Below are 24,700 nucleotides of genomic sequence, written 5' to 3' on the forward strand. Positions count from 1 at the left end.
TTGGAGGTTGATGGTAAGCCAGTGCGACTTAATCAGGTTTGCGGAAACGCTCCGGAAACTGAAAACTGTTCAGCATGCCGCGAAAAATGTTGACTTCGTCGCGCTCGAGGCGAATGCGCCCGAACATGCGGCGCAAACGCGGCAACAAACGCTTGGGGTTATCCGGATTGAAAAAGCCACTGGCCGTCATGGTTTGCTGGAAATGGCCGATCATCTGCTCGACTTCATCCACCGTCGCCAGCTCGCCAAAACTTGCCGGCGCTTCGCCCGGCGCCACCACAGCCATGCGCAATTCGTAGCACATTAGCTGCACCGCCGCCCCCAGATTCAACGAACTGTATTCGGGATTGGCAGGAATCATTACGGGCAATTGACAGATCGCCAGCTCTTCGTTGGAAAGGCCATATGTCTCATTGCCGAACACCAGCGCGACGTCTCCGCCTTGATTAGCGGCTTCGCACAAGGTACCCGCGGCCTCTCGAGCCCACTGCATGGGCAACGACAATTCGCGGCGCCTTGCGGTAAAGGCAGCGGCCATGCTTACCCCGGTCAGCGCCTCTTCGAGAGAGTTGCAGACCGTTGCGTTGGCAAGCACATCCACGGCGCCCGAGGCACGCGACTCAGCTTCGGGGTGAGGAAAGTGCTTGGGATTGACCAGATAAAGGCGCGACAAGCCCATGGTCTTGAGCGCCCGTGCAGCCGCGCCGATATTCCCCGGAATGCCGGGTCGTGACAAAACCACACGAAATCGATTCAAAGAGAGGGCTTCAGCCATATATAATGTGCGGTTTCCTTTAGCGCACGCAGCGTGCCACCTGGCTTGCTGCAACGAGACCCGACGCACATGCATCCAATCCTGAATATCGCCGTCAAGGCTGCCCGCCGAGCCGGCACCGTCATCAACCGCGCCTCGATGGAGCTCGATAAGATCGAAGTCCGCTCCAAGCAGCCGAATGATTTCGTGACCGAGGTGGATCGTGCGGCCGAACAGGCCATCATCGAAGTCATCAGCGATGCCTATCCGGAGCACGCGATTCTAGCAGAGGAGTCCGGTGACACCGGAGGTGAGAGTGACTTCCAATGGATCATCGACCCGCTGGATGGCACCACCAATTTCATTCATGGTTTCCCGCAGTATGCCGTGTCCATCGCCCTGGCCGAGCGTGGCATCGTGCAACAGGCTGTGGTCTATGACCCGGCCCGAAACGAATTATTTACAGCCAGCCGTGGTCGTGGTGCCTTTCTGAACGATCGCCGCATCCGCGTAGCCAAGCGCACCAAGCTACAGGAGAGCCTGATTGGAACAGGCTTCCCCTTCAAGCACATGGACAATGTCGATGCCTACCTTGCCATGTTCAAGGATCTGGCCGGTAAGACTGCCGGCCTGCGCCGCCCAGGCTCAGCCGCACTGGATCTCGCCTGGCTGGCCTGTGGTCGCACGGATGGTTTCTTCGAGATGGGTCTGATGCCCTGGGATATGGCTGGCGGCGTACTGCTAGTGACGGAAGCTGGAGGACTCGCCAGCGATTTCGGCGGCGAAGGCGACTATCTCAAGACGGGCAATCTGGTGGCTGGCTCACCTAAAATCTTTACCCAGTTGCTGCAAGTGGTGCAATCGCACCGAACTGAAGCACTGATGGCCTAATTTCTGGCGAAACAACAAAAGGCGACCGATTGGTCGCCTTTTTTTCATGCCTGTGCGCGCTGAAACAATCGGAAAAAATTGTCGGTACTGGCATTCGCTACTTCGTCGATGCTCAGGTTACGCAAGCGCGCCACCTCAGTGGCTACATGCGGAACAAAGGATGGTTCATTGAGTTTGCCGCGATGAGGGACGGGAGCGAGATAGGGCGAATCCGTCTCGATGAGAAGACGCTCAAGCGGAATGCTGGCAGCAACCTCCTTGATCTGACTGGCATTCTTGAAGGTCAGGATGCCGGAAAAGGAAATATAGAAGCCCAGAGCAATAGCAGCTTCGGCTACTACGAGGTTTTCTGTGAAGCAGTGCATCACTCCACCCACTTCCTGCGCCCCCTCCTCCGCAAGAATGTGCAGAACATCCTCTGCCGAATCGCGGGTATGAATCACCAAGGGCAAACCGGTCTTCCGCGCCGCCCGGATATGCACGCGAAAGCGCTCACGCTGCCATTCTGGACGATCTTTGTGCCAGTAGTAATCCAATCCCGTTTCACCAATAGCGACCACCTTCGGATGCGCAGCTAGCAATTGCAGGCGTTCCAGATCAGGCTCCTCACCTTCCGTATTCTCCGGATGCACCCCAACACTAGCAAAGACGTTTGCACGAGACTCCGCCAAAGCCAGTACGCGCGGCAGATTCTCGAGCGTCACGCCAATACATACGGCATGACTGACCTTAGCGCTGGCCATACGCTCGAATAAGGCTTCGCCCTGAACCGCAAGATCTTCAAAGTCGATATGGCAATGTGAGTCCACGAACATATTTGGCCTACCGTTAAACTGAAACCGGGCTTACGCCCGGTCAGAAAATAAAATGTCGAGTACTTACAAGGTATGCGTCGGGCGACTGGACCCTATCGCACCGCCAAGAATCTGTTCAATCTTGATCTTCACCGCAGTACCGCCTTCATCCGGTGCGAACTGCACTCCCACCCCCTGAGTCTTGTTGTTCTGGGCGTTGGCAGGCGTCACCCATACAACCCTACCCTTCACAGCTAGACGCTGCGGATCATCCATAAGCTGCAGCAACATGAAAACTTCATCACCCGCCACATAAGCCCGGTTGGTCGGAATAAAGAGGCCGCCACCCTTTACGAAGGGCATATAGGCGGCATACAAAGCGGACTTGGAGTTGATGTTAAGGGAGAGAACCCCAGCCCGAACGCTCGCCTGTTGCTTGGCTTCCATGAAGAATCCTGAAAATAGTCTGAGACAATGGTATCAACAAGCCAGCATCCATCGCCAGCCCGGGCGACGACTGCGCCCCATGCGAAGAGGCCCGGTCACTAGACCGGGCCTCTCATCATCAGTGCGTGATCAAACCATTACCTGACAAATCCTCATCAGGCTCCACCGGCACTGCTGCCACAGGAGCAGCTACTTCGGCAGTTTCCGGCAAAGGCTCTGGAAGACGCTCAAGGGTCTGCTCCAGCACCTGATCAAACCACTTCACAGGCACGATCTCGATGCGATCCTTGATATCGCCTTGAATGTCCGCCAAATCTTTCACGTTTTCCTGTGGAATCAGGGCCTTGCGAATTCCACCACGCACCGCCGCAAGCAGCTTTTCCTTGAGACCGCCAATCGGTAGCACTTCGCCGCGCAGCGTGATCTCACCGGTCATGGCTACATCGGCACGCACCGGGATACCTGTCAGCACCGAAACCAGTGCCGATGCAATAGCGATGCCCGCAGAAGGTCCGTCCTTCGGCGTAGCTCCTTCCGGTAAGTGAATGTGGATATCACTCTTGGAGTGAAAGTCTTCCGGAATACCGAGCTGGCGAGCACGCTTGCGTACGACAGACAACGCTGCCTGAATCGACTCCTGCATCACTTCACCAAGCTTGCCGGTGGTAATGATCTTGCCCTTGCCCGGCAGATTCACAGCCTCGATGGTCAGCAGTTCGCCCCCCACTTCGGTCCATGCCAAACCCGTGACCTGACCAACCTGGTTGTCTTTCTCGGCCATACCAAAGGAATAGCGACGCACGCCCAGATACTTGTCGAGATTTTTGGCGTTGACGACGACCTTTGATTCACGCTTCTTCAGCACCAGCGCCTTAACGACCTTGCGGCAGATACGCGAGACTTCACGCTCCAGACTACGTACACCGGCTTCACGGGTGTAGTAACGGATGATGTCGCGAACAGCCTCTTCAGTGACCGTAAGCTCATTGGGCTTCACACCATTGTTCTTCATCTGCTTGGGAAGCAGATAACGCTGGGCAATGTTTACTTTTTCATCCTCGGTGTAACCCGAAAGACGGATGATTTCCATCCGGTCCAGCAAGGGGGCAGGAATATTGAAGGAGTTGGCAGTCGCTACAAACATCACTTCAGAGAGGTCGTACTCCACCTCGATGTAGTGATCGACGAAAGTCGAGTTCTGCTCCGGATCAAGGACCTCCAGCAGTGCCGAAGACGGATCGCCGCGGAAATCAGCGCCCATCTTGTCGACTTCGTCGAGCAGGAAGAGCGGGTTACGCACCGCCACCTTGGTCATGTTCTGCAGGATCTTGCCTGGCATGGAACCGATATAGGTGCGACGATGGCCACGGATCTCGGCTTCATCCCGGACGCCACCCAGCGACATACGCACGAACTTGCGATTGGTGGCCTTGGCAATCGACTGGCCGAGCGAGGTTTTGCCCACACCAGGAGGGCCAACCAGACACAGGATCGGCGCCTTGAGCTTGTCCACGCGTTGCTGCACGGCCAGATATTCCAGGATGCGTTCCTTGACCTTGTCGAGACCGAAGTGATCCGTATCAAGGACTTTCTGGGCTTCAGCCAGATCCTTGCTGATGCGGGACTTTTTCTTCCACGGTAGGCCGGTGAGCGTTTCGATGAAGTTGCGCACAACCGTGGCTTCTGCCGACATAGGCGACATCAGCTTGAGTTTTTTCAGCTCGCTTTGCGCCTTGGCCAACGCTTCCTTGGAGAGGCCAGCCGTCTTGATCTTCTTTTCAAGCTCTTCTAGATCGGCCCCTTCTTCGCCCTCGCCGAGCTCCTTCTGGATCGCCTTAACCTGCTCGTTCAGGTAATACTCACGCTGACTCTTCTCCATCTGGCGCTTGACACGGCCGCGGATGCGCTTTTCCACCTGAAGGATGTCCAACTCGGTTTCCAGCTGTCCTAGCAGGCGCTCAAGACGCTCACCGACATTGAAAAGTTCCAGCACAGCCTGTTTCTGCTCAAGCTTGAGCGGCAGGTGCGCGGCAATGGTATCTGCCAGACGGCCAGCCTCTTCAATGCCTGCCAGTGAAGTCAGGATCTCAGGAGGGATCTTCTTATTCAGTTTTACGTACTGATCGAACTGACTGATGATCGCGCGACGCATCGCCTCAACTTCATGCGAGCCGCGCTCATCGTTGCTGATCGGACTCACTTCAGCCACAAACAGCGCCTTCTGCTCTTCGACACGCTCAAGACGAGCGCGCTGCGTACCTTCGACTAGGACCTTAACAGTCCCGTCCGGCAGTTTGAGCATCTGTAGGATATTGGCAATACAACCGATGTCGTAGAGATCGTCAGCCGAAGGCTCGTCCTTGGCCGCAGACTTCTGGGCCACTAGCAGGATGCTCTTGCCTGCTTCCATGGCAAGTTCGAGAGCCTTGATGGACTTAGGGCGCCCCACAAAGAGCGGGATCACCATGTGCGGGAAGACCACCACGTCACGCAGTGGCAGCAAAGGGAGTTCAATGACTTCGGGGGGGAGTTCGGGCTTGTTCGACATGTTGTTTTCCTGAGGACCGCACTCAAACTACATTGGGGCTGTCTGGCGGGATTCAAGCCTTGAAGGCAAGAATCCCGGCTTTCAGTTGGAGCCTGAAACCTTGGCCTGCTCCGAATAAATCAGGAGCGGCTGTGCGCCAGTATCGATGGTGTTCTCATCGACCACCACTTTCTCAACATTCTCCATGCCCGGCAGCTCGTACATGATTTCGAGCAAGACGGATTCCAGGATGGAACGCAAACCACGGGCACCCGCGCGGCGCTTGATCGCGCGACGTGCAATTGCTTGCAGCGCTGCAGGCCGCACCTCAAGCTCCACGCCTTCCATTGAGAAAAGCTTGGCGTACTGCTTGACCAAAGCATTCTTTGGCTCGATCAGAATCTGAATCAGGGCTTCTTCATCCAATTCCTGAAGGGTAGCCACGACCGGAAGGCGCCCAATGAACTCAGGGATCAGACCAAACTTGATCAGATCTTCCGGCTCACACTGACGCAGGGTCTCAGAAACCTTGCTGTCATTCTTGCTGCGCACTTCCGCACCGAAACCGATACCGACAGTCTCGGTACGATTACGAATAACCTTTTCCAGTCCATCGAAAGCTCCACCGCAGATGAACAGGATATTGGCCGTGTCGACCTGAACAAAATCCTGATTCGGGTGCTTCCGCCCCCCCTGGGGAGGAACCGAAGCCACCGTACCTTCAATCAGCTTGAGCAGCGCTTGCTGCACGCCTTCGCCAGAAACGTCGCGCGTGATCGAAGGATTGTCGGATTTGCGCGAAATCTTGTCGATTTCGTCGATGTAGACAATGCCTTGTTGGGCCTTCTCGACATCGTAATCGCACTTCTGCAGCAGTTTCTGGATGATGTTCTCGACATCCTCCCCGACATAGCCCGCTTCAGTCAGTGTGGTGGCATCAGCCATTACGAAAGGAACATTCAGCAGACGGGCAAGCGTCTGAGCGAGCAAAGTCTTGCCCGATCCGGTCGGCCCAATCAGCAAGATGTTGCTCTTGGCCAATTCCACGTCATCAGCCGTACGCGATTGATGACGCAGCCGTTTGTAATGGTTATACACCGCTACTGCCAAAATGCGCTTCGCGGCACGCTGCCCGATCACATACTGATCGAGAATCGTGGCTATTTCTTTCGGCGTAGGCAGATCGCCCTTGTCGACGCGGGCAGATGCATCGCTGCCGATTTCATCGCGAATGATGTCATTGCACAGGTCAATGCACTCATCGCAAATGAATACGGAGGGCCCTGCGATCAGCTTGCGGACTTCGTGCTGACTTTTACCGCAGAACGAACAGTAGAGCAGCTTCTCGCTGCCAGACTTTTTGTCCGTCATATTCAGCCTTCCTTCAAGAATAAGTGTGTGTGATCAAGCCGCCGCTACATCTGAGCGGCTGGTGAGCACCTTATCGACCAGACCATAGGCTTGCGCCTCGGCAGCCGACATGAAGTTGTCGCGATCCGTATCCTTCTCGATCCGGTCCACCGACTGACCCGTGTGATGTGCCAGCATGTCATTAAGCTTGGCACGCAGGGCCAGAATTTCCCGGGCATGGATCTCGATATCTGAGGCCTGCCCCTGAAAACCACCCAGAGGCTGGTGAATCATGATCCGCGAATTGGGCAGCGAAAAACGCTTACCATTTTCTCCTGCAGCCAGAAGAAACGCGCCCATGCTCGCTGCCTGCCCGATGCACAGAGTGCTTACATTGGGCTTGATGAACTGCATCGTGTCGTAAATCGACATGCCTGCGGTAACCGAGCCACCTGGCGAGTTGATGTAGAAATAGATGTCCTTGTCCGGATTTTCGGACTCCAGGAACAGAAGCTGCGCCACGATCAGGTTGGCAGTCACATCGTTGACCGGCCCAACCAGAAACACGACACGCTCCTTGAGCAGGCGCGAGTAGATGTCGTAAGAGCGCTCGCCACGACCGCTTTGTTCCACCACCATCGGCACCAGGCCGAGGCCAACCGGATCCCAATCAGAATGCTGCGTGCTTGAGAATTTCAAAGCCGTCTCTCCATCTTCATCATCAAAAAGTGCCGGCGAGGGTCGCCGGCACCGCCATCATCAGGCCTGCTGAGCTTGCTCCATCAACTCTTCAAAAGTAAAGCCTTTGTCGCTCACCTTCGCTTGGCCCAGCACCCATTCGACCACGTTATCTTCGACCACGGCATCTTCGATGTCACGCAGATGCTCGGGCTTGGAGTAATACCAGCGCACCACGTCTTCCGGCTTTTCGTAGGTCTGCGCAAGATCGTCAACGCGCGCACGAATCTGTTCCGGTTTGGCGTTCAGGCTGTTCTTGCCCACAACCTCAGCAACAATCAGGCCAAGCTTGACGCGGTTCGATGCTTGCTCGGTAAACCAGTCCTTGCTCACCGGCACATTCTTCACATCCACACCACGCTGAACCAGATCACGCTTGGCTGCTTCAACCATGCGGCCAGCTTCGCCATCGACAAGAGCCTTCGGTACATCGAAGGCACACGCCTTGGAGAGAACTTCAAGGGCTTGATCACGTACGCGGGCACGAATGCGGCGAGCAACTTCACGCTCAAGGTTTGCCTTGATCTCTTCGCGCATCTTGGCAGTATCGCCGTTAGGCACACCCAAAGCCTGAGCAAAAGTTGCGTCGACCTCTGGCAATACCGGAGCTTCAACAGCCTTCAGGGTGATTTCGAACTGCACGGTTTGACCAGCCAAGTTTGCGGCGTGATATTCGGCCGGGAAGGTCAGGTCGAAAGTCTTACTGTCGCCCACATTCAGACCACGCAGTGCGGCGTCGAAATCAGGCAACATTTGCCCGCCACCGACCACTACGGGGAAGTCGTTGGCCTGACCGCCTTCAAAGACCTCACCATCCTTGCGGCCGGTGAAATCGATCGTCACGCGATCTCCCTCCTGCGAGGCGCGCTCAGCCTTGACAAAGGTAGTGCGCTGTTTACGCAGCACTTCAATCGTACGATCCACTTCAGCATCGCCAACAGCAAGGCTCGGGCGCTCAATCTCGCTAGCAGCCAGATCACCCACAGCCACTTCCGGAAAAACTTCAAAGGTCGCCACGAATTCCATCTTGCCTTCAACCGAAGTTTCCTTCGGTACGATGTTCGGATAACCCGCAACACGCAAGTTCTGTTCCTGGACGGTCTTGCTGAAGGCCGCTTCCACGGCATCGCCGAGCACCTCGTTGCGCACTTGCGGGCCGTAGGACTGCTCGACCATCTTCAGGGGCACTTTGCCCGGGCGGAAACCGGCCATTTTCACGGTACGGCCCAGATTCTTCAGACGAGCAGCCACCTGAGCTTCGACTTCAGCCAGATTGACAACCAAGTCGATACGGCGCTCCAGCGCGCCCAGCGTCACTTCATTCGTTTGCATGCAGAATTTCCTTGGAACAGAACGGAGGGGCGCGCTGCAGCGATGCCTGTAAATCCGACGCGAAGTCGGCCAGACCTTTTTGTTGCGGCAGCGCCCGGCTAGACAACCAACAAACCCGCGATCCTATCACACTCGCCACTGCCTCCGAGCCTTGCGGGAGGCGCAAAAACAGACAGGGCGCCCGCAGGCGCCCTGTCTGTGCATTCGCGGAAAGCCTGATTACTTCTTGGCGGCCTTCTTGACCTTGCTGGTAGCAACCTTGGCCTTGAAGCCAGCGCCAGCGGAGAAACGCGGCACGGTGGTCGCGGCGATCTTGATCTTCTCGCCGGTCTTCGGGTTCTTGCCTTCACGAGCGGCGCGGGCAGCAGCCTTGAAAGTGCCGAAGCCAACCAGGGTCACAGAATCGCCAGAAGCAACTGTTTCTTCGATCACGGCAACAGCGGCATCCAGGAACTCGCCCGTGGCAACCTTGGACTGATTGGTCTTCTCAGCAATCGCTGCGATCAGATCGGTCTTGTTCATGCGTTATCTCCGGTTAAATTTGGGTGTGCATTTCTGCAGGGCCGAGTATAGAGCCAAGTTTGCTGCTGTGTAGCCCCTCTGGCCTACAAACGGCATTTTTTTGTCCGATTCCCGCACTGTTTGGGTTTTTCGCCCACAACGCTTTGCCCAATCAGGCATCTAGGGGCTTCGAAAACAACCGCCCCTGCCAAGTCTCACGCTCCGCCAAGCGCACATCCAGGCGCTTTGGAAAGGCAGATAGACGCATCCCCCAGTCCGGCGACAGGCGCAACCGGGGCGGCACTTCGCTCCCAAGGCGCTGCACCTTGATTGAGGACGGCAGCAGTTCCAGCATATCGATGACACGATCCAAATAAAGTCCGGGCTCAAGCAGGGGGACACTCTCAGGCGCACGCTGGTACTGAATCGCCAAGCGCGTATGACGAACGATCTGCAACTGATGGAATTTCAACGCATCGAGTGGCAAACGCGACAATTGACGGGCTCCCGTCAGTAGACTCTCGCGCGTTTCACCTGGCAAACCAAGGAGCAGGTGACCGGTGAGGAACAAACCGCGCGTTGCGGCGCGACGAATGGCATCCTGGGTACAGGCAAAATCGTGACCACGCAGGCATTCGGCGAGCACGGCGTCCGAACAAGACTCTATGCCGATTTCCAGCTCAATGGTTTTGCTTCGGGCCAGCGACGCCAGATAATCAAGCACCTCATCAGGAAGACAGTCCGGCCGGGTACCAATGACCAAGCCTCCTATTTCAGGATGATTCAAGGCTTCGGCATAAATCGCCTTGAGGTGATCAAGATCGCCGTAAGTATTTGAATAAGCCTGGAAGTAGGCAAGAAACTGCTTGGTTTCCGGATAGCGCCGGCGCATGAAGCTTAGGCCGGTATCAATCTGATCAGCCAAGAGAACTTGCTCGCGCAAATAGGAGGGCGTGAAACCTTCGTTGTTGCAGAAACTACAGCCTCCCTGCCCCAACGCTCCATCGCGATTGGGGCAAGTAAAACCTGCGTCGATACTGATTTTCTGCAGACGACCGCCGTGCGTGCGCTTCACCCAGTCGTTGTACGCATGGTAACGACGGCCTGCATATTCAGCCGGAATGGCTTTTAGCGCAGACACGAATTACAGATCCGCCTCGACAAGGTTGCCCTTGAGCTCCATCCAGGCTCGACGTCCCGAGGCTTCGCCCTTACCCATTAACAGATCGAAGAGCTTTGAGGTCGCAGCCGTAGCCCCAGCATCGAGGGTGACAGGCAGAACGCGTCGAGTAGCTGGCTCCATGGCCGTTTCCTTGAGCTGGGCCGGCTGCATTTCACCCAAGCCCTTGAACCGACCGACCTCCAATTGATCGGCGCGATACCCCTCCTTGGCAAGGCGATCGCGGATAGAAACCAGTTCATGTTCGTCCAGCGCATAAAAACGACGCGCCGGACGCTTTTTACCTTGTGCTGGCACATCAATCCGATACAAAGGTGGCAGGGCGATGTAAACATGCCCTGCCTCAACCAGCTTGGGAAAGTGGCGCAGAAAAAGCGTGAGCAACAGTGTCTGGATGTGCGAGCCATCGACGTCAGCATCAGCCATGATGATGACCTTACCGTAGCGCAGATTGGTCAGCACTGAAGCTGCGGCTTCGGGCGTATGCGGATCAACACCGATAGCGACGGATACATCGTGGATCTCTGCATTCGCGAAGAGACGATTCGGATCAATTTCCCAAGCATTCTGAACCTTGCCACGCAGCGGCAAGATGGCCTGAGTTTCGCGGTCGCGAGCGAGTTTGGCGGAGCCACCGGCAGAGTCGCCTTCGACCAGATACAGTTCGTTGTCGACGATGTTCTCAGACTCGCAATCGGCGAGCTTGCCGGGCAGCACGGCCACACCGCTACTCTTGCGTTTCTCGACCTTCTGCGCGTCTTTAAGGCGCGACTGAGCCTGCTTGATCGCCACCTCGGCAATCGCCTTGCCATGCTCGACATTCTGGTTCAGCCAGGCTTCGAAGGGATGCAGCAGCATGCTGGAAACCAGCTTCACGGCTTCGCGTGAATTGAGCTTCTCCTTCACTTGCCCCTGAAACTGAGGGTCGAGGATGCGTGCCGAAAGCACGTAGCTCATCTTGCCGCAGACATCTTCCTGCTGCAGTTTGACACCTTTAGGCAGCAGGCTGTGGTGCTCGATGAAACTCTTCACCGCTTCAAACACCCCGGCACGCAAGCCGGATTCGTGAGTGCCGCCAGCCACGGTGGGAATCAAGTTGACGTAGCTTTCGCCCAATTGCTGGCCGTCAAACCAACCAAAGGCCCAGGCAGCGCCTTCGCCCACGGCGAAGTCTTCGTCCTCGCCGGCGTATTTCTCAGCCGAGTAGATCGGTGCAACCGATTCAGCCCCAACCATCATCTCGCGCAGGTAGCCCGGCAGACCTTCCTGATAGCGCCAATCCTGTTTGATGAAAGAGCCGTCAGCCTGCTCGATCTCCAGATAGACACGCACACCCGGCAAGAGCACAGCCTTGGAGCGCAAGAGACGCTCCAGCTCATTCATCGGCACCTTGGGGGAGTCGAAGTACTTGCCATCAGGCCAGACCTTGACGCGAGTGCCGGTCTGGCGACCACAGCTACCGGCTTCGACAATCTGGCCAATGTCACGACCACCGTCAGCAAAAGCGATCTGATAGATCTTGCCTTCACGGCGCACTTCGACTTCCACACGCAGTGACAAGGCGGTAGTCACTGCCACACCCACTCCGTGCAGGCCGCCTGAGAAAGCATAGGCGGAATTGCCGGACTTCTTGTCGAACTTCCCCCCCGCGTGGAGCGCCGTATAAGCCAGCACCACGACCGGGACTTTCTCCTCCGGATGAAGGCCTACCGGGATACCGCGGCCGTCATCGGTCACGGTGATCGAGCCATCGCGTAGCATCAACACATGAATGTTCTTGGCAAAACCACCCAGCGCCTCATCAGCCGCGTTGTCGATGACCTCCTGGATCATGTGGCAGGGCGAATCGGTGCGGGTGTACATGCCGGGACGCTCACGCACCGGCTCCAGCCCCTTGAGGACACGGAAGGAAGATTCGTCGTACTGCTTCTGGCTCATGGCGACTTGGCAAGAATGAAACGAGGCACGCATTTTTCCATATCGGGGCGCGCTTCGCTGGGCTTTATACTGGGTTCAAGTTTGCCTTGCAGGATCACGTTAATCCGGTAATAACCGGAATCCGGAAATCATGCCCAAGCACCGCATCCACGCCCGCCAGTTGCTGATCAACGAAGACCTCCCCTGGGATGTCTATGACGAATCAGGGCAACTACTGCTCTGCAAGGGCTTTCGCATCTCCCGCGAATCCCAGCGGGAAGTGCTGATGGCGCGTGGCCTGTACGTGGATGAACTGGTACTGAGTCCGCAGCGCTCCACAGATGACAACAAGGGCTACAACCCCTTCCGCGTCTGGGACAGCATCATTGATGAACTGGAGGTGCTACTGCGTGACATCCGCTTGGAAAAGGATTTTTGCGAGCAGATCTCCGGCTTGGCCAAGCTGATCCAGGAGCTCGCCCGGCGTAGCCCGGACATTGCCCTCGCAGCCATCATCCTGACCAACCAGCGGCGCTATCCGATCATTCACAGCGTGCATGTAGCGGTCCTTAGCGAACTGGTCGCAGCGCGCTTGGAGTGGCTGCCGGACCGGCGAATAAGCCTGATCTGTGCCGCCCTCACCCAGAATCTGGCCATGATTGAGCTGCAGATGAAGCTGTGTCATCAGCGCATCGCCCCCTCTACAGCTCAGCGCCAGGAAATTCAGCGCCACCCCAAACTGGCCCACGAAATGCTGCAGTCAGCAGGCGTCAAGGATCCGATCTGGTTGCATGCGGTTCTGGAGCACCACGAACTCAATGGCGGTGGCGGCTACCCCTTCGGGATCGTGGCGCCCTGCGAAGAAGCGCTGCTGATCCAGACCACGGATATATTTTCTGCCAAGGTCAGTCCGCGCGCAGCGCGCAAACCCGTCACTCCGCAGGAAGCCGCCCGCTCGCTGTACCTGGGCTCAGACAAAGGAACAACGAATCGCTATGTGGCGGTACTAATCAAGGAAATCGGCATCTTCCCGCCTGGCACTTTCGTCACGCTCTCCAATGGCGAGTTGGCGCTGGTCACCCGACGCGGAGCCGGGGCCAACACTCCGGAGGTGTTAAGCCTGATCAGTCCGCAAGGCACGTCCTATATGGATCCGATCCAGCGCAACACCTCGCGCAAGCCTTATGACATCGCAACCGTAATACCGCGCGATCAGGTCAAGGTGCAGATCAATCCAGAGCGGATCTGGCGAATCTGATCAAGCGGAAGGTACGGCCTCCTGCGGTGGCAACCACAGGCAGGGGCCCTTCTTGCCGATATCGGCAAGCACTTTCTCATGCTCAGCCACCTCAAAATCGCTGGCACGCAGCACCCGCAGCGGTCGCCGCTCACCGTCCAGTACCAGACTGCTGGCAGTAGTCGTAGGTGCATCATCCAGACCGATGGTGAGGCTCTCTTGGCCACGCGTCATGGCCAGGTAAACCTCGGCCAGCAACTCCGCGTCAAGCAAGGCGCCGTGCAAGGTACGGTGCGCGTTGTTGATCGCATAACGATCGCACAGCGCATCCAGTGAGGCTTTCTTGCCCGGGAACATTTCCTTGGCGACCTTCACCGTATCGATCACCTGTGGGCACAACACGCTCACCTTGGTACGCTGCAGCCGCTCCTGCTCCATATTCAGGAAGCCGATATCGAAACTGGCGTTATGAATGATCAGTTCTGCGCCAGCTACAAACGCCTCGAATTCAGCAGCGACTGCAGCATAGAGCGGCTTGTCAGCGAGAAAGGCGTCCGACAAGCCGTGAATTCGCTCAGAGTCACCGACATCACGCTCCGGATTCAGATAGACGTGGTAAGTGCGACCAGTCAGGCGCCGGTCTTCCATTTCCACGCAACCGATTTCCACCACCCGATCGGCGCCGCTGCGCCAATCCAGGCCGGTGGTTTCGGTATCGAGGAAAATCTGTCTCATTCGGCGGCAGACACCACGCTCAGCAGCTCGCGGTAAATGCTCACGAACTCTGTGGCATTCAGCGCTGCCGAACCGATCAGACCACCATCCACATCCGGCATCGAGAAGATCGACACAGCATTGGCAGACTTCACGCTGCCACCGTAAATGATCGGCAGACGCGCAGCGAAATCCTTATCGCGAATCGCAACGCGATGGCGCAGAAACTCATGCTCGGCCTGGATGATCTCGGGCGTGGCGGCAATACCGGTACCGATGGCCCAACGAGGTTCGTAAGCCAACACGATCTTGTCATGAGCGGTACGGATGTAGCCAAAGGCAGCATCGAGCTGGCGCGCCAGAACGTCATGAGTGCGGCCCGTGTCACGCTCTTCAGCAGTTTCACCGACGCAGATGACCGGAATCAGACCCGCATCGATAGCCGCCAGTGCCTTGCGGCCCATCAGACCATCATTCTCTCCCTGGTACTGGCGTCGCTCGGAGTGGCCAATGATCGCGAAGCTGCCACCAAGTTCTTTGACCATCAGCGGCGAGGTTTCACCGGTGTAAGCGCCCTGCAGGTGGTCGGAAACGTTCTGCACACCAACACCAATACCGGTGCCGCGCGTCAGCTCAGCCAGCTGATACAGATAGGGGAAGGCCGGGCAGACGACCATTTCGGCGCCTTCGTCCAGCTCGGGCAACTCGGCACGGATGCTCGCGATGAGCGCCTTGTTGGCTGCAAGGTTGCCGTGCATCTTCCAGTTGCCAATCAGCCACTTCTTTTTCATGTTCAGTATTCCCCCGTGTCAATCCGGATATTTCACGCGGCGCGAGCTTACTCGCCGCCTGCATCACAAACAAGTTCAGAGTTCACGCAAAGCGGAAAACGCTTCCTCGATCCGTTCGACCGCAATCACCCGCATGCCAGCTATCGCCTGCTTGGGCGCATTGGCCGCAGGAATAAGGGCTAGCTCGAAGCCCAGCTTGGCGGCTTCCTTGAGCCGTTCCTGGCCCCGTGGCGCAGGTCGGATCTCGCCCGCGAGGCCCACTTCGCCAAACACGATCAAGCGCGGGGGCAGCGCTCGCCCCGTCAGCGAAGAGACAATGGCCAGTGATACCGCCAGATCGGCTGCAGGCTCGGCGATCTTCACGCCGCCCACTGCATTGATGAAGACATCCTGATCTGCACACTGGATACCTGCATGGCGATGCAGCACAGCCAGCAGCATAGCCAAGCGGTTCTGCTCAAGGCCGACAGAGAGCCGGCGCGGATTGCCAAAAGCCGAATCGACCAACGCCTGGATCTCTACCAGCAAAGGTCGGGTACCTTCCTGGGTGACCAGTACGCAAGAGCCTGGCACCGGCTGCGCGTGCTGTGAAAGGAACAGCGCGGAGGGATTGCTGACGCCGCGCAGACCTTTGTCCGTCATGGCGAACACCCCGAGCTCGTTCACCGCGCCAAAGCGATTCTTGATGGCCCGCACGAGACGGAAGCTGGAGTGGGTATCGCCCTCGAAATACAGCACGGTATCAACGATGTGCTCCAGTACACGCGGGCCGGCCAGAGCTCCGTCCTTGGTTACGTGCCCAACCAGCACCATGGCCATGCCGCAGGCCTTGGCGTGGCGCGTCAGTTGGGCAGCACATTCGCGCACCTGCGCTACGGAACCGGGCGCAGATTGCAGCACTTCGGAATACATGGTCTGAATCGAATCGATCACCACCACGTCGGGCTTGGTCTCGCGCAGCGTTGGTAGGATCTTTTCCAGCGAGATTTCCGGCAGAAGTGGCATATCCCCGGCTTCCAGCTGCAGGCGGTGGGCGCGCAGGGCGATCTGCTCGGCAGACTCCTCGCCACTGACATAAAGAACTTTCTGCTTGGGCCCCAGGCTGGCCAGTGCCTGCAACAACAGCGTCGACTTGCCGATACCAGGATCACCACCAATCAGCACCACCATGCCCGGGACCAGCCCACCGCCCAGCACACGATCGAGCTCATCGATGCCGGTGCTCTGGCGCGGCGATTCACGCGGATCAATCTCGGAGAGTTTCTGCAGTTTGCCGGCCCCGACAGCAAGCGCTGCAAAACGCGAGCCAGCCGGCGCGGCTTCTGCCATCCCTTCGACCAGCGTATTCCACTGCCCACAGGCCGGACACTGGCCCTGCCATTTAGGGCTTTGGCCGCCGCACTCGCTACAGATGTAGACCGTTTTGGCCTTGGCCATCAGCCCAGCACCACCGGCACACGCGGGGCAAGTGCGCAGAACAGCTCGTAACTCACGGTGCCGGCGGCGCTGGCCACCTCGTCAGCCGGCAAACCCTCACCCCACAGCGTCACGCTGCTGCCGACGTCAGCGGCCAGATCCGTAAGCTCACAGGCCAGCATGTCCATCGAAACACGGCCGAGCGTACGGCTACGCTGACCATTAACCAGAATCGGCGTACCGCTGGGAGCATGGCGCGGATAGCCATCAGCATAACCACAGGCCACAACACCAACCCGGGTCGGACGCTCCGCACGGAACAGCGAACCATAGCCCACGCTTTCACCGGGCTGAAGGCTCTGCACCCCGATGATGCGGCTGGCCAGACTCATCACCGGGCGCAACCCAAGGGCCGCAGCCGTGTTCAGGTCGGGCATCGGTGAGCCCCCATAAAGCATGATCCCCGGGCGCACCCAATCGCGCTGCGCTTGCGGAAAACGCAGCAAGGCCGCCGAATTAGCCACGCTGCATGGCAAACCGCTATCCGCGGCAATGCCCTCAAAACAGGCGAGCTGGGCTGCAATGCCCGTGTCGTCGGCATTGGCAAAATGCGTCATCAAGGTGATCTGGCCAACCTTGCCGCTGGTCCGCAAACGTGCCAGCAGTGCCGGCGCCTGCTGCGGCAGGAAGCCTAGCCGATTCATCCCCGTATTGAATTTCAGACCTACGTTCAGCGGACGCTCCAGCTCAAGCAACTCAAGCAGCGCGAGTTGCGCCTGACTGTGGATCACCACGCTGATGTCGTACGCGGCGGCGAGGCGCAGATCATCTTCCGCGAAGAAGCCTTCAAGCATCAGGATCGGCTGCGTAAAACCGGCTGAGCGCAGGCTCAGCGCTTCACTGATCTCTAGCAGTGCGAAACCATCGGCCACATCGCGCACGGCTTCGGCGCAAGGCAAGAGTCCGTGACCATAGGCATTGGCCTTGACGACGGCCCAGGCACGCGCTGCACCAGCGTGGCGTTTCGCCACCAGATAATTATGACGGAATGCGGCCGTATCGATCCGCGCCAGGATCGGCCGGGTCATGAATTCGAGCTGTCTTGACTGCCGGGGATGGCGATGCCAGAAGGCTTGGTATCGCCCCGTTCCATGTTGGTAAACATGCTCACCGCAAACTCGGCAAAGGTCGAGTGCAGCCGCGCGCGGAAGCGATCCTTGGGTACCAATACGTTGAGCGAGGAGTACAGCCGCGGCTCCAGCGAGATGCCGACCAGACCCCGGTTGTTGTAGTCGTTGAGCGCCGCCTTGGCGATGATGGCAAAGCCGAAGCCCTGCTTCACAAGGTGCAAAATGGATGGCAGCGAGCCGAGCTCACCACGCCGGTTAAGCGTCTCGGGCGGCACACCATTGCGGCGGAAGAAATCCTCGGCCAAAGCGCGGATGGCAGCGCCCGGGTCGCGATCCACAAAGGGACGCCCCTGCAGGTCTGCAGCCTTGATCGACGAAGCAGAGGCCAGCTCATGTCCGTGCGCTACGATGACCAGCAACTCATCCTGGCAGGCCAGAGTGCATTCAAGGGTCGGATCTTCGGACTGTTTCTCCACCAGGCCCACATCCAGCTCATGCGCAGCCACTCGGTTTTCGATGTTTTCGGAGTTCGCCACAAACACACGCGGAATCACCCGTGGATGCTTGCGGATGAAGTTTTCCAGCAATCGCGGCAGCCAGTAGCCTGCAATGGTCTGGCTGCAGCCGATGGTCAGCACGCCGGTTAGCTCGTCGGTGAGCTCCGCGATACGGGTTTCCATTTCATCGGAGAGACCCAGAATCCGTTCGGCGTAGGCAAACACGATCTCGCCGGCAGGAGTGAGCGTAACGCGTCCGTGACCACGATCAAGCAGGCGGGTGTTGAACTGCTCCTCCAGTTGCTTGATCTGGAAGGTTACCGCCGGTTGCGTCATGTAAAGCGTTTCCGCGGCCCGCGTAAAAGAGCCGTGTTTGGCAACGGCGTGGAACACCTGCAGTCTGCGATCAGCCATCACATTCCCCAAGATAAATGCGCTTTATCATTCTACGCGCAGAGCCCCTCAGCGTCGATTGCTGTTGCGCAACATTTTCCTCTGTTGTGTGCAACGCAAAGGCAGGTCGGGTGACTGTGGTATAAACGCCGCTCGGCTGCCCGAGCGGTCAGCGGATCTCAGAAGGACTTTCATGGGTTTGGGCTTCTACATTGTCATGGCCGCGCAGTTTTTCTCGGCGCTGGCAGACAACGCATTGCTGATCGCTGCCATCGCGCTGCTGGTCGAAATGAAGGCCCCGGCAGAACAGATCCCCCTGCTGAAGTTCTTCTTCACCCTCTCCTATGTTTTCCTGGCTGCCTTCGTTGGCGCCTTTGCCGACTCAATGCCTAAGTGGCGCGTGATGCTGTTCAGCAACACGATCAAGATTGCGGGCTGCGCCCTGATGTTCCTGGATGTCCACCCACTGCTGGCCTATGCGCTGGTGGGCTTAGGCGCAGCAGCCTACTCTCCGGCCAAGTACGGCATCCTTACCGAGATGCTGCCACCAGCCAAACTGGTTGCGGCAAATGGCTGGATCGAGGGGCTTACCGTAGGAGCCATCATCCTGGGCACCTTGCTGGGCGGCCTCCTGATCCACCCAGCACTGCTGGGCTGGGTCGAAAGTTTTCATATCCCGGCCATAGGCCCAGTCTTCAATACAGCTGTCGACCTCTCGATCTTGCTGATTGGCAGCCTGTATCTGGTTGCAGCCATTTTCAACATGTATGTACCGGACACAGGGGTGGATCACAAACCACTGAGCAACAATCCGCTGTACCTGCTGCATGAGTTCTGGCACTGCAACAGCCTGCTCTGGCGCGACAAACTGGGGCAGATTTCGTTGGCTGTCACCACCCTGTTCTGGGGGGCAGGTGCCACGCTTCAATTCATCGTACTGGACTGGGCGCGCGCCAATCTGGAACTCAAGCTCTCTCAAGCCACCAATATGCAGGGGGTGGTGGCACTCGGCGTGGCGATCGGCTCTGTTTTGGCCGCCAAATTCATCACCTTGCGCCGCTCCCCCCGGGTCATCCCGATGGGCATCGCCATGGCGATCACGATCATGTTCATGGTGTTCATTCACAGCGTACCGCTAGCCATGGTGCTGATGGTGGCAGTGGGCGGTCTGGCCGGCTTCTTCGTCGTGCCGATGAACGCCCTGCTGCAGCATCGTGGCCATGTGCTGATGGGCGCGGGCCATTCGATCGCAGTGCAGAACTTCAACGAGAACCTGAGTATTCTCGCCATGACCGGTCTGTATTCCCTGCTGCTCTACTCCGGGCTGTCGGTCAATATCGTGATCTTGCTCTTTGCGGGATTCGTGGCAGCTTCGATGTATATCGTCAAGCGCAGACACGACGCCAATCAGCGCGCCTATGATTCAGTCGCGCTGCTCGACGACCGCTGCCACTGAGCTATATCAGCGCTGGAGTTCTGCCATGCGGTCCAGCGCAAAACACAGATCTTCCCAGGCGCGCGCCTTATCCGCCGGATTACGTAACAGGTAGGCCGGGTGATAGGTCACCACGACCGGTACGCCTTCTCGCTCAAAAAGCTTGCCTCTTGCAGCACCGATCTTGATGTCCTGCCCCAGCAGCGTTTGTGCGGCTGGGCGGCCGAGTGCCACGATCAGCTTCGGGCGAATCAGCTCGATCTGGCGTGCCAGATAGGGCAGGCAACTCGCCGTTTCACTCGCCTCCGGCGTGCGATTGTTGGGCGGGCGGCATTTCACCGCATTGGCGATATAGGCCTTCTCACCACGCTTCAGTCCGACAGAACCGAGCATTGCATCAAGCAGTTTGCCAGCCTGACCAACAAAAGGCTCACCCTGTTCGTCCTCGTCTGCCCCTGGGCCTTCACCCACGAAGAGCCAGTCAGCCTGACGATCTCCCACCCCCGGCACGGCCTGTTTGCGACGCTCACACAGCGCACAACGGCGACACTCGCGGATGCTGGTTTCAAGCGTATCCCAATCCATTGAGGCGACCGCATCCTGCTGCGCAGCGGGCAGCTCCTCGGCCGCAACAGGATTCGAGATCTGGAGGACTGGCGCGGAACGAGCAGGCTCCTCAAGCGGCGCCACTACTGCGACGACCGGAGCAGGCTCGACCGGCTGGGGCTGTTCCTCCTGAGCCTCCCGGGCTCGCAGGCGCCATTGCGGCTTAATGCCCATTTCAGCCAGCATCTGCTCATTGCGTTGGTTCATAGTTCCAGCCTCATGACCAAAGCGTCTTCGCGCTGCCCGTTCTGTGCCGGATAGTAAGCCTTGCGCCTGCCAATCTCGGCAAACCCGCGCTTGCCATAAAGCGCCAGGGCATGGAGGTTGGATGGGCGCACTTCAAGAAACATTTCGCGCGCCCCCTGCTCCGCCGCGCACAGGCATAGATGATCGAGAAGCTGGCGTCCGAGCCCCATGCCTTGCCAGGCCGGACTGACGCTGATAATCAGCAAGTGAGCCTCATCGAGCACCCGCATCATCACTCCCTGCGCCAGCAAGACTCCGCCTGAGCGCATGACCCAGCAGGAATTGCCAGCGTGCAGGGCATCCCTAAAATTCTGCAAAGACCACGGATGCTCAGTCGCCTCAACCTCACAGTCAGCCACTTCAACCAGATCGGCTTCCTGCATCGGTAGGAACTGCAGGTGCGGATCGGGCCTCATGCCCTGCCCCCGTTTGCCAGCCGCTCGGCCACTGTCTGAGCTACGCGATCACGCACATACAGCGGCGCAACCAGGGCTGGATCCACACCCGGGATCTGACCGGCCAGACGCGCAATGGCGGCGGCATCCGGCACACAGGCCGCGTCCGGCACGCGGACCCGGCTCTGCAGATGTTCCCCCAGGGCAGGATAGGCAGCAAAAGCATTACCAGCACCCAGCCAGCCCCCCTCCGGCACCAGCGGAGCAGCATTTGGCGCTACGCAGCAAGGCGTGATCACTTCCACCCAGCCAGTGGCCTCGCGCCTATACGCAGCGACATAGACTTCGCCCATACGCGCATCCATCGCGCAGTACACCTCACGCGCGTTCATCGCTTCAGCCAGCGCCAGCAGGCTGCATACAGGGTGAACAACAAGATCGGCGCCCAATGCGAGGCCCTGGGCCACGCTGCAAGCCAACCGGACACCAGTAAACGCCCCGGGCCCGATACCGCAGGCAATTCCATCCAGCGCCGTCAGTGCCAGGCCCTGCCCGGCAAGCAGTTGGCGAATCTCGGGCAGAAGGGTGGCGGAATGCGCAGGGGGGCTGCTCAGGCGGGTCTGGATGATCTGGCCATCAAGGCTCAGGGCGATCGAGGCAAGCTCGGTAGAGGTTTCCAAGGCGAGGATTTTCATTGCGCCGCCATTCTAACGCAGCACAGCCTGCCAGCCTCAGGGACGCCGCCGTTCCCGCACAGCTTCACGCATTTCACGGCGCAAGCGCTCCCGCTCTTCAGGCGGCAATTGCCGCAGGCCGCGCCCAGGACCATTACCCACCCCGTCCGCGCGCCCAAAGCCCTGCCCCGGCGGATGATCCATCGTGGGCGCCAGAGCGGGCTTGCCGGCAGCCTCATCCACTTGGCGTTGCTCGATCAAGGCTTGGCGAATCGCCCGCATCCGCTCCCGGCGCAGTAGCCGCTCTTCGGCATTGAAGCCCGGCTGCGACAAGGGGGCTGACTGCCCGGCTACGCGCAGCAACGGCTCTGCCTGCAGCGCCGGCGGGCAGATGCAGATGCAGATGCAGATGCACAGCAGAAAGAGAGTTGGGCAGAAGATTTTCACAATCAGCTCACACTTGCGCAGGCACCGAGTGCGGTACACGTCTGAATTATCGCCGCCTTCCGCCGGGCGATCAGCGCAAGATGTAAGCACATGTTTCAGACAGAGCAAAAACCAACATTTGCTCACGATTGCTGCGACCGGGAAGCTGACAGGCTCACGCCGAGCGCATACGATGCAGGCCATGAATACCGAACGCCACCGCATTCTCGTCGTCGATGACGACGCTCGCCTGCGCAACCTGCTCGAACGCTATCTCGACGAACAGGGCTTCAGCGTCAAGGCAGTAGCGGATGCCCAGCAGATGGACCGAACGCTCGCCCGCGAACATTTCGATTTGCTGGTGCTAGACCTGATGCTACCCGGTGAGGACGGATTATCGATCTGCCGAAGGCTACGCGCCGGTAACGCGTCACAGGGGAACGAGCTACCGATCGTGATGCTTACTGCACGTGGCGACGAGGTTGATCGCATCATCGGCCTAGAACTCGGCGCTGACGACTACCTGCCCAAGCCCTTCAACCCACGCGAACTGGTTGCCCGCATCCACGCGGTACTGCGCCGTCGCCCGCGCACGCTGCCAGGCGCACCGGCCGAGGCGGGCAGCATGGTGCGTTTTGGCCTGATCGAAATTGATCTGAGCACACGCCGCCTGCTGCGTGAAGGCAAGGAAGTGGCCCTGACCACCGGCGAATTCGCCTTGCTCAAAGTACTTCTGCAGCATCCGCGCCAGCCTCTGTCGCGTGATCGCCTGATGGAGCTTGCGCGCGGCCGCGAATACGATGCCTTTGATCGCTCCATCGACGTACAGGTCTCGCGCCTGCGCAAACTACTCGAAGAGGATCCGGCCAAACCGCGCTACCTGCAGACAGTGTGGGGCTTTGGCTATGTTTTCGTGCCGGACGGTGAGGCTAACTGATGCGCCTGCCCTGGCCGCACTCCCTGCTGTGGCGCAGTTTTCTGCTGATTGTGCTACTTCTGGGCGCCTCCTTTGTCATGTGGTTCCAGATCTACCGCGAATACGCGCAGGAACCACGCACGCGCCAGATCGCCCAGCTCGTGGTCAGCGTGATCAACCTCAGCCGCTCCGCCCTGCTGGCGGCGGACAGCAGCCAGCGCCTCGAATTGCTGCGCGAGCTCGAAGCGCGCGAAGGCATGGTCATTCTCCCAGCCGAGACAGACGACCCGCTGCTACCGTTCACCCACGGCCAACAGATGGCAATCGTGCAGGAGCAGGTACGCCAGCGCTTGGGTGAGCACACCCGCTTCACCGGTAATCTGCATGGAGAAAGCGGCTTCTTCGTGAGCTTTCGCCTCGATGACCGGGTGCCGGACGACGAATACTGGCTCAGACTGCCCGCCGAACGCGTTGAGCGCCTGCTGCCGACGCATTGGCTGGCCTGGAGCGCAATCGCCGTTATCGGCTCCTTGCTCGGAGCCTGGTTGCTGGTGGTAGGTATCAACCGGCCGCTGCGTGCCTTGCAGGAAGCCGCTCAGATACTCGGCCGCGGCGAACACCCGCCGCCACTGGATACGCGCGGGCCGCTTGAGCTCGCCGCGCTGGCCACCGCGTTCAATCAGATGTCGCAGGATCTGCAACGCATCGAGTCTGACCGCGCTCTGATCCTCGCCGGCGTCTCCCACGACTTGCGCACACCGCTGGCGCGCCTGCGTCTTGGCCTAGAGCTATCGGGCGCCCAAGCCGAGGATCTCGCTGCGATGAGCTGTGACATTGAAGAAATGGACCGCATCATCAACCAGTTCCTCGATTTCGCCCGCGATCAGCAGGCGGAGAGCCCGCTCTCACAGGACCTCTCCACCCTGCTCGCTGAACTGCTTCAGGCCTGCCGTCTGCGCGGCGTGAAGATCCAGGCCGCTATACAACCAGAGATCGTGCTGCCGCTGCGGCCGCAATCGATCCGCCGCGCGACATCCAACCTGATCGACAATGCCACGCGTTACGCGGGCAACGAATCCCCACTGGATATCAGTCTGCGCCGTGAGGGACGTGAAGTGGTGCTGGAAGTGGCTGACCGCGGCCCCGGCATTCCACCCGCAGAGGTTGAGCGCCTCAAACGCCCCTTCACCCGTCTGGAAGCCGCACGCAGTAATGCTGGCGGCTCCGGCCTTGGGCTGGCCATCGTAGAACGTGTGGCGCGCCTGCACGGCGGCCATCTGGCCTTGCTTCCTCGCCCGGGAGGCGGGCTAAGCGCCAGTCTGCACCTGCCTGCAGACTGAACTTCCAACTGGCGACGGCTTCAAACACCAGTCCCTCGTTTATAATCCAGCGC

The 24,700-nt window shown here is 58.7% G+C and carries 24 protein-coding genes; 5 read left to right on the top strand and 19 right to left on the bottom strand.

What is annotated here, in order from left to right; genetic code table 11:
* Window positions 1–28: 28 nt before the first annotated feature.
* Window positions 29–775, bottom strand: coding sequence for an RNA methyltransferase (locus Q3Y64_RS04095; RefSeq protein ID WP_303560207.1), 747 nt, complete (start codon window positions 773–775; stop codon window positions 29–31).
* 69 nt (window positions 776–844) lie between these two features.
* On the opposite strand from Q3Y64_RS04095, the gene Q3Y64_RS04100 reads away from it, so the two are divergent.
* A complete protein-coding gene (locus Q3Y64_RS04100) occupies window positions 845–1,645 on the top strand; it encodes an inositol monophosphatase family protein (protein ID WP_170023122.1) in 801 nt (266 codons plus the stop codon).
* Window positions 1,646–1,689: 44 nt separating this feature from the next.
* Here Q3Y64_RS04100 and Q3Y64_RS04105 read toward each other — a convergent pair whose 3' ends face one another.
* The 9 genes from Q3Y64_RS04105 to Q3Y64_RS04145 all read right to left on the bottom strand — a co-directional run bounded on the left by Q3Y64_RS04105 (window position 1,690) and on the right by Q3Y64_RS04145 (window position 12,452).
* Window positions 1,690–2,460, bottom strand: a complete 771-nt coding sequence (locus Q3Y64_RS04105) for a TatD family hydrolase (RefSeq protein WP_303560208.1) — start codon at window positions 2,458–2,460, stop codon at window positions 1,690–1,692.
* A 63-nt stretch (window positions 2,461–2,523) separates the two neighbouring features.
* A complete protein-coding gene (locus Q3Y64_RS04110) occupies window positions 2,524–2,886 on the bottom strand; it encodes a PilZ domain-containing protein (RefSeq protein ID WP_101943784.1) in 363 nt (120 codons plus the stop codon).
* A gap of 118 nt (window positions 2,887–3,004) precedes the next feature.
* Window positions 3,005–5,434: an endopeptidase La gene (lon, locus tag Q3Y64_RS04115; protein WP_303560209.1), complete on the bottom strand. Its 2,430-nt coding sequence runs from the start codon at window positions 5,432–5,434 to the stop codon at window positions 3,005–3,007.
* A gap of 81 nt (window positions 5,435–5,515) precedes the next feature.
* Window positions 5,516–6,784, bottom strand: a complete 1,269-nt coding sequence (gene clpX, locus Q3Y64_RS04120; protein WP_101943788.1) for an ATP-dependent Clp protease ATP-binding subunit ClpX — start codon at window positions 6,782–6,784, stop codon at window positions 5,516–5,518.
* A gap of 33 nt (window positions 6,785–6,817) precedes the next feature.
* Window positions 6,818–7,402, bottom strand: a complete 585-nt coding sequence (gene clpP / locus Q3Y64_RS04125) for an ATP-dependent Clp endopeptidase proteolytic subunit ClpP (protein WP_303560376.1) — start codon at window positions 7,400–7,402, stop codon at window positions 6,818–6,820.
* A gap of 120 nt (window positions 7,403–7,522) precedes the next feature.
* Entirely contained in the window at window positions 7,523–8,833 is a 1,311-nt protein-coding gene (tig, locus tag Q3Y64_RS04130; protein WP_303560210.1) for a trigger factor, read from the bottom strand.
* 219 nt (window positions 8,834–9,052) lie between these two features.
* Window positions 9,053–9,355: an HU family DNA-binding protein gene (locus Q3Y64_RS04135; protein ID WP_101943790.1), complete on the bottom strand. Its 303-nt coding sequence runs from the start codon at window positions 9,353–9,355 to the stop codon at window positions 9,053–9,055.
* A gap of 151 nt (window positions 9,356–9,506) precedes the next feature.
* Window positions 9,507–10,475, bottom strand: coding sequence for a TIGR01212 family radical SAM protein (locus Q3Y64_RS04140; RefSeq protein WP_303560211.1), 969 nt, complete (start codon window positions 10,473–10,475; stop codon window positions 9,507–9,509).
* 3 nt (window positions 10,476–10,478) lie between these two features.
* Complete coding sequence (locus Q3Y64_RS04145) at window positions 10,479–12,452, bottom strand: DNA topoisomerase IV subunit B (protein WP_101943794.1); 1,974 nt, start codon at window positions 12,450–12,452, stop codon at window positions 10,479–10,481.
* A gap of 130 nt (window positions 12,453–12,582) precedes the next feature.
* On the opposite strand from Q3Y64_RS04145, the gene Q3Y64_RS04150 reads away from it, so the two are divergent.
* On the top strand, window positions 12,583–13,689 hold the full coding sequence (locus Q3Y64_RS04150) for an HD-GYP domain-containing protein (RefSeq protein WP_101943796.1): 1,107 nt from the start codon (window positions 12,583–12,585) through the stop codon (window positions 13,687–13,689).
* Here the strand turns inward: Q3Y64_RS04150 and dnaQ are convergent, their stop codons facing one another.
* The 5 genes from dnaQ to Q3Y64_RS04175 form a co-directional block, all read right to left on the bottom strand.
* Window positions 13,690–14,403, bottom strand: a complete 714-nt coding sequence (gene dnaQ, locus Q3Y64_RS04155) for a DNA polymerase III subunit epsilon (RefSeq protein WP_303560212.1) — start codon at window positions 14,401–14,403, stop codon at window positions 13,690–13,692.
* Entirely contained in the window at window positions 14,400–15,173 is a 774-nt protein-coding gene (gene tpiA, locus Q3Y64_RS04160) for a triose-phosphate isomerase (RefSeq protein ID WP_101943799.1), read from the bottom strand. Before tpiA ends, dnaQ begins: the two co-directional genes overlap by 4 nt.
* Window positions 15,174–15,248: 75 nt before the next feature.
* Window positions 15,249–16,610, bottom strand: a complete 1,362-nt coding sequence (gene radA, locus Q3Y64_RS04165) for a DNA repair protein RadA (protein WP_303560213.1) — start codon at window positions 16,608–16,610, stop codon at window positions 15,249–15,251.
* On the bottom strand, window positions 16,610–17,677 hold the full coding sequence (alr, locus tag Q3Y64_RS04170) for an alanine racemase (protein ID WP_303560214.1): 1,068 nt from the start codon (window positions 17,675–17,677) through the stop codon (window positions 16,610–16,612). The genes radA and alr overlap by 1 nt, the downstream gene beginning before the upstream one ends.
* A complete protein-coding gene (locus Q3Y64_RS04175) occupies window positions 17,674–18,630 on the bottom strand; it encodes a LysR family transcriptional regulator (RefSeq protein ID WP_101943804.1) in 957 nt (318 codons plus the stop codon). Before Q3Y64_RS04175 ends, alr begins: the two co-directional genes overlap by 4 nt.
* Window positions 18,631–18,802: 172 nt before the next feature.
* Between Q3Y64_RS04175 and lplT the strand changes: the two genes are divergently transcribed.
* Complete coding sequence (gene lplT, locus Q3Y64_RS04180) at window positions 18,803–20,065, top strand: lysophospholipid transporter LplT (RefSeq protein ID WP_101943806.1); 1,263 nt, start codon at window positions 18,803–18,805, stop codon at window positions 20,063–20,065.
* Window positions 20,066–20,071: 6 nt separating this feature from the next.
* Here lplT and Q3Y64_RS04185 read toward each other — a convergent pair whose 3' ends face one another.
* The 4 genes from Q3Y64_RS04185 to Q3Y64_RS04200 are packed head-to-tail and all read right to left on the bottom strand — an operon-like array spanning window position 20,072 to window position 22,328.
* Entirely contained in the window at window positions 20,072–20,857 is a 786-nt protein-coding gene (locus tag Q3Y64_RS04185; RefSeq protein ID WP_303560215.1) for a uracil-DNA glycosylase family protein, read from the bottom strand.
* Window positions 20,854–21,312, bottom strand: a complete 459-nt coding sequence (rimI, locus tag Q3Y64_RS04190; RefSeq protein ID WP_170023109.1) for a ribosomal protein S18-alanine N-acetyltransferase — start codon at window positions 21,310–21,312, stop codon at window positions 20,854–20,856. The genes Q3Y64_RS04185 and rimI overlap by 4 nt, the downstream gene beginning before the upstream one ends.
* Window positions 21,309–21,986 (bottom strand): tRNA (adenosine(37)-N6)-threonylcarbamoyltransferase complex dimerization subunit type 1 TsaB, encoded by a 678-nt coding sequence (gene tsaB / locus Q3Y64_RS04195; RefSeq protein WP_303560216.1) that lies wholly within the window; start codon window positions 21,984–21,986, stop codon window positions 21,309–21,311. Before tsaB ends, rimI begins: the two co-directional genes overlap by 4 nt.
* Window positions 21,987–22,022: 36 nt before the next feature.
* The gene (locus Q3Y64_RS04200) at window positions 22,023–22,328 is read right to left on the bottom strand and encodes a hypothetical protein (RefSeq protein WP_143707446.1); all 306 of its coding nucleotides are present in this window, start codon (window positions 22,326–22,328) and stop codon (window positions 22,023–22,025) included.
* A gap of 265 nt (window positions 22,329–22,593) precedes the next feature.
* Here Q3Y64_RS04200 and ompR point away from each other — a divergent pair, with 265 nt between their 5' ends.
* Complete coding sequence (gene ompR, locus Q3Y64_RS04205) at window positions 22,594–23,328, top strand: two-component system response regulator OmpR (RefSeq protein WP_303560217.1); 735 nt, start codon at window positions 22,594–22,596, stop codon at window positions 23,326–23,328.
* Window positions 23,328–24,647, top strand: a complete 1,320-nt coding sequence (locus Q3Y64_RS04210) for an ATP-binding protein (protein ID WP_303560218.1) — start codon at window positions 23,328–23,330, stop codon at window positions 24,645–24,647. Before ompR ends, Q3Y64_RS04210 begins: the two co-directional genes overlap by 1 nt.
* Window positions 24,648–24,700: the final 53 nt, after the last annotated feature.

Origin of the sequence: Uliginosibacterium sp. 31-12 (genome assembly GCF_030548425.1) — a bacterium.
Lineage (GTDB): Bacteria > Pseudomonadota > Gammaproteobacteria > Burkholderiales > Rhodocyclaceae > Uliginosibacterium > Uliginosibacterium aquaticum.

Excerpts from the sequence above, each read along its gene's own strand:
- Q3Y64_RS04095 (WP_303560207.1), bottom strand. The coding sequence starts at position 775 with ATGGCTGAAGCCCTCTCTTTGAATCGATTTCGTGTGGTTTTGTCACGA.
- Q3Y64_RS04100 (WP_170023122.1), top strand. The coding sequence starts at position 845 with ATGCATCCAATCCTGAATATCGCCGTCAAGGCTGCCCGCCGAGCCGGC.
- Q3Y64_RS04105 (WP_303560208.1), bottom strand. The coding sequence starts at position 2,460 with ATGTTCGTGGACTCACATTGCCATATCGACTTTGAAGATCTTGCGGTT.
- Q3Y64_RS04110 (WP_101943784.1), bottom strand. The coding sequence starts at position 2,886 with ATGGAAGCCAAGCAACAGGCGAGCGTTCGGGCTGGGGTTCTCTCCCTT.
- lon (WP_303560209.1), bottom strand. The coding sequence starts at position 5,434 with ATGTCGAACAAGCCCGAACTCCCCCCCGAAGTCATTGAACTCCCTTTG.
- clpX (WP_101943788.1), bottom strand. The coding sequence starts at position 6,784 with ATGACGGACAAAAAGTCTGGCAGCGAGAAGCTGCTCTACTGTTCGTTC.
- clpP (WP_303560376.1), bottom strand. The coding sequence starts at position 7,402 with ATGGTGGTGGAACAAAGCGGTCGTGGCGAGCGCTCTTACGACATCTAC.
- tig (WP_303560210.1), bottom strand. The coding sequence starts at position 8,833 with ATGCAAACGAATGAAGTGACGCTGGGCGCGCTGGAGCGCCGTATCGAC.
- Q3Y64_RS04135 (WP_101943790.1), bottom strand. The coding sequence starts at position 9,355 with ATGAACAAGACCGATCTGATCGCAGCGATTGCTGAGAAGACCAATCAG.
- Q3Y64_RS04145 (WP_101943794.1), bottom strand. The coding sequence starts at position 12,452 with ATGAGCCAGAAGCAGTACGACGAATCTTCCTTCCGTGTCCTCAAGGGG.
- Q3Y64_RS04150 (WP_101943796.1), top strand. The coding sequence starts at position 12,583 with ATGCCCAAGCACCGCATCCACGCCCGCCAGTTGCTGATCAACGAAGAC.
- dnaQ (WP_303560212.1), bottom strand. The coding sequence starts at position 14,403 with ATGAGACAGATTTTCCTCGATACCGAAACCACCGGCCTGGATTGGCGC.
- tpiA (WP_101943799.1), bottom strand. The coding sequence starts at position 15,173 with ATGAAAAAGAAGTGGCTGATTGGCAACTGGAAGATGCACGGCAACCTT.
- radA (WP_303560213.1), bottom strand. The coding sequence starts at position 16,610 with ATGGCCAAGGCCAAAACGGTCTACATCTGTAGCGAGTGCGGCGGCCAA.
- alr (WP_303560214.1), bottom strand. The coding sequence starts at position 17,677 with ATGACCCGGCCGATCCTGGCGCGGATCGATACGGCCGCATTCCGTCAT.
- Q3Y64_RS04175 (WP_101943804.1), bottom strand. The coding sequence starts at position 18,630 with ATGGCTGATCGCAGACTGCAGGTGTTCCACGCCGTTGCCAAACACGGC.
- lplT (WP_101943806.1), top strand. The coding sequence starts at position 18,803 with ATGGGTTTGGGCTTCTACATTGTCATGGCCGCGCAGTTTTTCTCGGCG.
- Q3Y64_RS04185 (WP_303560215.1), bottom strand. The coding sequence starts at position 20,857 with ATGAACCAACGCAATGAGCAGATGCTGGCTGAAATGGGCATTAAGCCG.
- rimI (WP_170023109.1), bottom strand. The coding sequence starts at position 21,312 with ATGAGGCCCGATCCGCACCTGCAGTTCCTACCGATGCAGGAAGCCGAT.
- tsaB (WP_303560216.1), bottom strand. The coding sequence starts at position 21,986 with ATGAAAATCCTCGCCTTGGAAACCTCTACCGAGCTTGCCTCGATCGCC.
- ompR (WP_303560217.1), top strand. The coding sequence starts at position 22,594 with ATGAATACCGAACGCCACCGCATTCTCGTCGTCGATGACGACGCTCGC.
- Q3Y64_RS04210 (WP_303560218.1), top strand. The coding sequence starts at position 23,328 with ATGCGCCTGCCCTGGCCGCACTCCCTGCTGTGGCGCAGTTTTCTGCTG.